Annotated in this window: 8 protein-coding genes; all 8 read right to left on the bottom strand. The window is 42.7% G+C overall.

Translation table 11 applies throughout. The annotated features are described in order from the left end of the window. Positions 1 to 463 precede the first annotated feature (463 nt). Positions 464 to 802 carry an ISC system 2Fe-2S type ferredoxin gene (fdx, locus tag HUS61_RS20840; RefSeq protein ID WP_054552505.1) on the bottom strand — a complete coding sequence of 113 codons (339 nt, stop codon included), beginning with the start codon at positions 800 to 802 and terminating at the stop codon, positions 464 to 466. Positions 803 to 813: 11 nt separating this feature from the next. Next, on the bottom strand, positions 814 to 2,676 hold the full coding sequence (gene hscA / locus HUS61_RS20845) for a Fe-S protein assembly chaperone HscA (protein ID WP_175083641.1): 1,863 nt from the start codon (positions 2,674 to 2,676) through the stop codon (positions 814 to 816). A gap of 47 nt (positions 2,677 to 2,723) precedes the next feature. Continuing rightward, positions 2,724 to 3,251 carry a co-chaperone HscB gene (gene hscB, locus HUS61_RS20850; RefSeq protein WP_054552503.1) on the bottom strand — a complete coding sequence of 176 codons (528 nt, stop codon included), beginning with the start codon at positions 3,249 to 3,251 and terminating at the stop codon, positions 2,724 to 2,726. A 78-nt stretch (positions 3,252 to 3,329) separates the two neighbouring features. Continuing rightward, a complete protein-coding gene (gene iscA, locus HUS61_RS20855; RefSeq protein ID WP_054552502.1) occupies positions 3,330 to 3,653 on the bottom strand; it encodes an iron-sulfur cluster assembly protein IscA in 324 nt (107 codons plus the stop codon). A gap of 11 nt (positions 3,654 to 3,664) precedes the next feature. Continuing rightward, complete coding sequence (gene iscU, locus HUS61_RS20860) at positions 3,665 to 4,048, bottom strand: Fe-S cluster assembly scaffold IscU (RefSeq protein WP_054552501.1); 384 nt, start codon at positions 4,046 to 4,048, stop codon at positions 3,665 to 3,667. Between the two features lie 40 nt (positions 4,049 to 4,088). After that, a complete protein-coding gene (locus tag HUS61_RS20865; RefSeq protein ID WP_175083642.1) occupies positions 4,089 to 5,306 on the bottom strand; it encodes an IscS subfamily cysteine desulfurase in 1,218 nt (405 codons plus the stop codon). Positions 5,307 to 5,328: 22 nt separating this feature from the next. Then, a complete protein-coding gene (gene iscR, locus HUS61_RS20870; RefSeq protein WP_054552499.1) occupies positions 5,329 to 5,820 on the bottom strand; it encodes a Fe-S cluster assembly transcriptional regulator IscR in 492 nt (163 codons plus the stop codon). A 185-nt stretch (positions 5,821 to 6,005) separates the two neighbouring features. Continuing rightward, the gene (gene trmJ / locus HUS61_RS20875; protein WP_054563546.1) at positions 6,006 to 6,728 is read right to left on the bottom strand and encodes a tRNA (cytosine(32)/uridine(32)-2'-O)-methyltransferase TrmJ; all 723 of its coding nucleotides are present in this window, start codon (positions 6,726 to 6,728) and stop codon (positions 6,006 to 6,008) included. Positions 6,729 to 6,862 lie beyond the last annotated feature (134 nt).

The raw sequence follows: 6,862 nt of genomic DNA on the forward strand, positions 1-6,862 counted from the left end.
GCTATCAGCTATCAGCTATCAGCTATCAGCTATCAGCTATCAGCTATCAGCTATCAGCTATCAGCTATCAGCTATCAAAAACATAAAACCTGAGAAATGAATGTAAAGCTATTGCTGCTCAAAAACACAAATAACTGAAACACCCTCTCTATTTGCTAAAAACTGACGTCTGAAAGCTGACAGCTTTTAATAGCTCTAAAAAGCATACAACGTTACTACTGTTCAAAAACACTAATAACTGAACCATCCTCTCGATCTGCTAAAAACTGACGTCTGAAAGCTGACAGCTTTTAATAGATCTAAAAAGCATACAACGTTACTACTGTTCAAAAACACTAATAACTGAACCACCCTCTCGATCTGCTAAAAACTGACGGCTGAAAGCTGACAGCTCCAAAAACAAAAAACCGCTGTAGAGACCAAGCAACTACAGCGGTTTTTACGAAATCAAAGCCGTTAAAAATTAATGCTCTTCATTAACGATATTGAGATTATACTTTGGAATTTCAACCACTAAATCTTCATCTTTGATCACCGCTTGGCAACCAAGGCGTGACTCTGGCTCAAGACCCCATGCTTTATCTAGCATATCGTCTTCAAGCTCATCACTCTCATCTAAAGAGTCGAAGCCTTCACGAATGATTAAGTGGCATGTAGTACACGCACATGATTTTTCACAAGCATGTGGAATGCTAATACCATTTTTTAGTGCAACATCTAATACCGTTTCACCTGTAGGAGCTTCAATAGCAGCGCCTTCTGGGCATAACTCTTCGTGTGGAAGAAAAATAATTTGTGGCATACCTTACCTCGTTAAACTTCGTCTACTGACTGCCCTTGCAGCGCTTTTTTGATTGATGCATCCATTCTGCGAGCAGCAAATTCGCTACTTGCATTGTCTACAGCTTCAATCGCTGCTTTAATTTCTGCAGGTGTTGTTGCGCTTTCGCGTACGGCAACAAGTTTAGCAATTTCTGCTTTTAACGCACCTAATTCTTGTTCATCAAGTAATGCACTGTCGGTTGCCAGTGATGCTTCAAGCGCTTCAACAACACGTAACGCTTCAACTTGCTGCTCTTTAAGCATACGCGCTTGCATATCGTCTTTCGCGTTAGTCATTGATTCTTTTAGCATGTTTGCAACTTGGTCGTCCGATAAACCAAATGATGGTTTGACCTGAATTTCAGCTTGCACACCGGTTGATTTTTCCATTGCCGATACACTTAATAGGCCATCAGCATCTACTTTAAAGGTTACGCGAATGTGCGCAGCACCTGCTGCCATGGCCGGAATACCTTTTAAGCTGAACTTAGCCAACGAACGACAATCATCAACTAACTCACGCTCACCTTGTAGTACATGCAGTGACATAGCCGTTTGACCATCTTTGAAAGTAGTAAACTCTTGTGCACGTGCTACAGGGATCGTGGTATTACGTGGAATAATTTTCTCAACCAAGCCACCCATGGTTTCAAGACCTAGCGACAGTGGTAATACGTCTAATAGCAACATGTCTGAATCTGGCTTATTGCCAACCAATACATCTGCTTGTAATGCCGCACCGAGTGCAACTACGCGATCTGGATCAATTGAAGTCAGTGGCTCTTTATCAAAAAATGCAGCAACTTGAGAGCGTACAATTGGTATACGAGTCGAGCCGCCAACCATTACAACTTGTAGTACTTCTTCGTTCTCGATACCGGCATCTTTAACCGCTCGGCGACAAGAGCGTAGTGTTTTCTTAACCAGGCTAAGAGCAAGCTCATCAAACGTTTCGCGGGTAACTTCAACCTTGTGGCTTTGACCATCAAACTCTAAACCAACATTTACAGTTTGGTATTGGCTTAGCGCTTCTTTACACGCTTTTGCTTTATTGATGAATAAACGCAATACCGATGCAGAAAGCTCGCTCACACCCGTTTGTTTTTTGAAGTAATCAACTAATAGCGAGTCAAAATCGTCACCACCAAGGCTTGAGTCACCGCCAGTCGCAAGTACTTCGAATACGCCTTGGTGTAAACGTAAAATAGAAATATCGAAGGTACCGCCACCTAAATCGTATACGGCAATAATACCTTCTTGGCCTGAATCAAGGCCATAAGCAACAGCCGCAGCCGTTGGCTCGTTTAATAAACGTAATACCTTAATACCAGCAAGCTCTGCGGCATCTTTGGTGCTTTGACGCTGAGCATCATCAAAATAAGCTGGCACAGTAATAACCGCACCTAAGATGTCTTGGCCTGCAAAGCTATCTTCTGCACGTAATTTTAATGCTTTTAAAATTTCACTCGATGCAGTAACAGGGCTAATTGCACCCGCAACCGTGCTGATTGCTAATGAGCCATCATGCTCACAAAATTCATACGGCAGTTGACCATAGCTTTTTTCGATTTCAGCCTGAGTTTTACCTAAAAAACGCTTAACCGAGATTAGTGTGTTTGCAGGGTCTTGAGTTGCAGCTGCAGCCGCTCGTTCACCAACCACAATGCTATCTGCTTGATATTGAACAACCGAAGGTAGCATCGCATTGCCTGCTAAATCAGTCAGTGTACGCGCTTCGCCGCTTTGCACTGTTGCAACTAACGAGTTAGTTGTACCAAGGTCAATACCGACTGCTAATTTGTGCTCATGTGGTGCCGCGCTCTGCCCCGGCTCAGCAATTTGCAATAATGCCATAATGCTCTTTTTAAACTCTTAAATAGCTGTTGTATAACAACTAACGATTAATCATCAAATAAACTGTCTTCAATACGCTCTAGTTCATCGCGTAGCTTATAAACAAACTTCAATTTACGAATATTATCAGCGGCAGCTTGCCATTGTTGCTCATCATTACTTGCCAGCTGAGCGGCTAATTCACTGCTGTATTGTTTATCGAGCTGTTTAATTTGCGCTTCAAACTGGGCAATTGCTGCATCAGGATCTGCGGCATTTTCAAGTTCTTCTAATTCTTCACGCAGCTCCATTTGCTGCATTAAGAATAGCGGGTCTTGTAATGTTTGTTGCTCGGCGCGAATATCAACACCAAGCTCGCTTAGCATGTACTCAGCACGTTTTACCGGGTGTTTTAAGGTTTGTAATGCATCATTGATTTCTGCTGCATTTTGCACAGCAAGTAATTTATCACGGCTGCTAGAGCTTGCGTGGCGATCTGGGTGAACTGCACGTTGCAGCTCAAGGTAGTGTTTATTAATAGTCGCTAAATCAATGTTGTAATCTACTGGAATTGCAAATAACTCAAAGTAACGCATTACATAATCCAACTCGGTAAACAGGAAAGAACAAAGCCCTACATAGGCAGGGCTTCAAGCAAAGAAAGTTTTATAAGCTTAAACGGTGAAGCTTTCGCCGCAACCACACTCATCGGCTTGGTTCGGGTTGTTAAACTTAAACCCTTCGTTCAAACCTTCTTTGGTGTAATCAAGCTCAGTACCATCAATGTAGACTAAGCTTTTAGCATCAACGATTACTTTCACACCACGGCTTTCAAAAATTTCGTCGCCGTCTGCTAACTCATCAACAAATTCAAGAACATAAGCAAGACCTGAACAGCCCGTCGTTTTAATGCCAACGCGTAGGCCAATGCCTTTGCCGCGATTTGCTAAAAATGATTCTACGCGGTTTGCTGCCGCATCTGTCAATGTCACTGCCATGAATTTATCTCTTACTTCGCTTGTTTGCTTTTGTAGTCAGCAATTGCTGCTTGAATCGCGTCTTCTGCTAAAATTGAACAGTGAATCTTCACTGGCGGTAATTCAAGCTCAGCACTGATATCAGTGTTTTTGATTGTTGCAGCTTCATCTAATGTTTTGCCTTTTACCCACTCAGTTACAAGTGAAGAAGAAGCGATTGCGCTACCACAACCATATGTTTTGAATTTTGCGTCTTCAATTACACCTTCTGGTGATACTTTGATTTGCAATTTCATTACGTCACCACATGCTGGTGCACCCACCATACCTGTTGCAACTGACGGATCATTTTTGTCTAAAGCACCCACGTTACGTGGATTTTCAACATGATCGATTACTTTATCACTATAAGCCATAATACTATCCTCACTACCTGCTAGAGGCGGCGATCACTGATTAGTGATGCGCCCACTCAACTGAATCTAAATCAATACCTTCTTGATGCATTTCCCATAGAGGAGACATCTCACGTAAACGGCCGATCGAGTTTTTGATTAGTTCAACGGTGTAATCAATCTCTTCTTCAGTCGTAAAGCGGCCAATGCTGAAACGAATTGAGCTGTGTGCTAACTCGTCATTACGGCCTAATGCACGTAGTACATAAGAAGGCTCTAAGCTTGCTGAGGTACAGGCTGAACCTGATGAAACAGCAATGTCTTTAACAGCCATTAATAACGACTCACCTTCAACAAAGTTGAAGCTGATATTTACAATACCTGGAACTGATTGACTTGGTTCACCATTGAAGTAAACTTCGTCCATATCAGCCATGATGCCATCAATCAGACGCTTACGAAGTGCGCTGATGTGTGCATGGTCTTTTTCGAAATCTTCTTTAGCGATTCTAAATGCCGCACCCATACCAACTAATTGGTGAGTAGCTAGTGTGCCTGAACGCATACCACGCTCATGACCACCACCGTGCATTTGTGCTTCTAAACGTGCACGTGGCTTACGACGAACATAAAGTGCGCCTACACCTTTCGGGCCATATACTTTGTGGCCAGAGAACGACATGAAATCTACTTTTAACTGTTGCACGTCGATAAGTACTTTACCTGCGCTTTGTGCAGCATCTACGTGGAACATAATTTTGCGCTCACGGCACATTTCGCCGATTGTCGCGATATCTTGGATAACACCTAGCTCGTTATTTACGTGCATTACGCTCACAAGTACTGTGTCGTCACGCATTGCAGCTTCAAGCTTTTTAAGGTCAAGTAAACCGTTTTCTTCAACGTCCATATAGGTTACTTCGAAACCTTGACGCTCTAGTTCACGACACGTATCAAGCACTGCTTTGTGCTCTGTTTTAACAGTGATAACGTGCTTGCCTTTCTTTTTATAGAACTGCGCAGCACCTTTAATTGCTAGATTGTTTGATTCTGTAGCACCTGAAGTGAAAACAATTTCACGCGGGTCAGCGTTGATCAGATCAGCAATATCTGTACGCGCTTGATCAACCGCTTCTTCTGCTTGCCAACCAAAACGATGTGAGCGTGATGCAGGGTTACCAAAATTACCGTCCATAGTCAGGCATTGCATCATTTCTTTTGCCACACGTTCATCAACAGGCGTGGTTGCTGCGTAATCTAAATAAATCGGTAACTTCATTTCTCTCTCCGCTTTCGTCAAGCTACAGTTGACAGCTTACTTGAATGTTTTCCAGTTGCTTAATTGCATTGTTGATGCTGTTATCTTGGCGCGATGCGACTTCTTTCACATCAGACTTTTCCACCAATTCAGCAAGGGTAATACTATTTAAAAACTCTTCGATACGTGCGCTTAAGTCCGACCATAAGGTATGAGTCAAACAACGCATGCCGCTTTGGCAGCCACCCGTTGCATTGTGGCAACGTGTTGCATCAACAGACTCATCAACGGCGTTAATCACATCGCCGACAGAAATTTCGTTCGCTTCTCGACCTAGTAAATATCCGCCACCTGGGCCACGCACAGAGGTCACAAGGCCGTTTTTACGTAAACGGGCGAATAGTTGTTCAAGGTAAGATAACGAAATCTCTTGGCGTTCAGAAATATCGGCAAGAGGCACTGCACCCACATTTGTATGTAGTGCAACATCCAACATGGCGGTTACTGCGTATCTGCCTTTTGATGTTAACTTCATGGAGCCCCCGATGTTACTGCACGCTAAGGTGTGCAAATTTTAATTACCAGACCAAAATAGTCAAGTATTATATAAGCTATAAGCTCAGCATCAATACCTGACCTTTTTGGTCAAGTATTGAGTACATTTTAATTACCTGAGTAATTTAGTCAAGTATTATGATGAATAAAGCTTATAACCTAAACTTATTTAATAGACTTATTAATAGAGGTAAGAATACCGCGTAAGATGTTCATCTCAGCTTCTTCTGGACGTGCGCGGTTAAATAAGCGACGTAGTTTAGTCATCACCATGCCAGGGTGCTGCTTGATGATAAAACCTGTGTCGTTTAGCGTTTGCTCTAAATGCTCGTAGAACAGCTCAGTTTGCTTCGCATTTGGGTAGGTTGCTTCGTCTTCTTCTTGTACTTTTGGCTGTTTATTTAAATATGCCATACGTGTTTCGTAACACAGTGTTTGCACGGCCATCGCTAGGTTTAACGAGCTGTATTCAGGGTTTGCAGGAATACATACGTGGTAGTTACATTGTTGTAGCTCTTCGTTCGTTAAACCACTATTTTCACGACCAAACACGAGTGCAACAGGGCCATGTTCAGCCTCAGCCACTAACTTTTCACCACATTCACGCGGCTCAACCATAGGCCAAGATAAAGTACGTGAGCGTGCGCTGGTACCAATTGTTAAACCACAATCAGCAATCGCATCTGCCAGTGTATCAACAACCACTGTTTTACCTAAAACATCAGTTGCACCGGCTGCAAGCGCACTCGCATGACTGTCAATTTCACAAGCAGGATCAACAAGATATAAATTTGATAAGCCCATCGTTTTCATAGCACGTGCCGCTGAGCCAATATTACCAGAATGTGATGTGTTAACTAATACGATACGAATATCATCAAGTGTCATTGCGTTGTTACTTACTGAAAGTCAAAAATTGCGGGGATTATAGCATAGCTATTGGGTATCAGCTATCAGCTATCAGCTATCAGCTATCAGCTATCAGCTATCAGCTATCAGCTATCAGCTATCAGCTATCAGCT

The sequence above is a fragment of the Pseudoalteromonas sp. 0802 genome, assembly GCF_013350085.1.
In the GTDB taxonomy this organism is placed as follows: Bacteria; Pseudomonadota; Gammaproteobacteria; order Enterobacterales; family Alteromonadaceae; genus Pseudoalteromonas.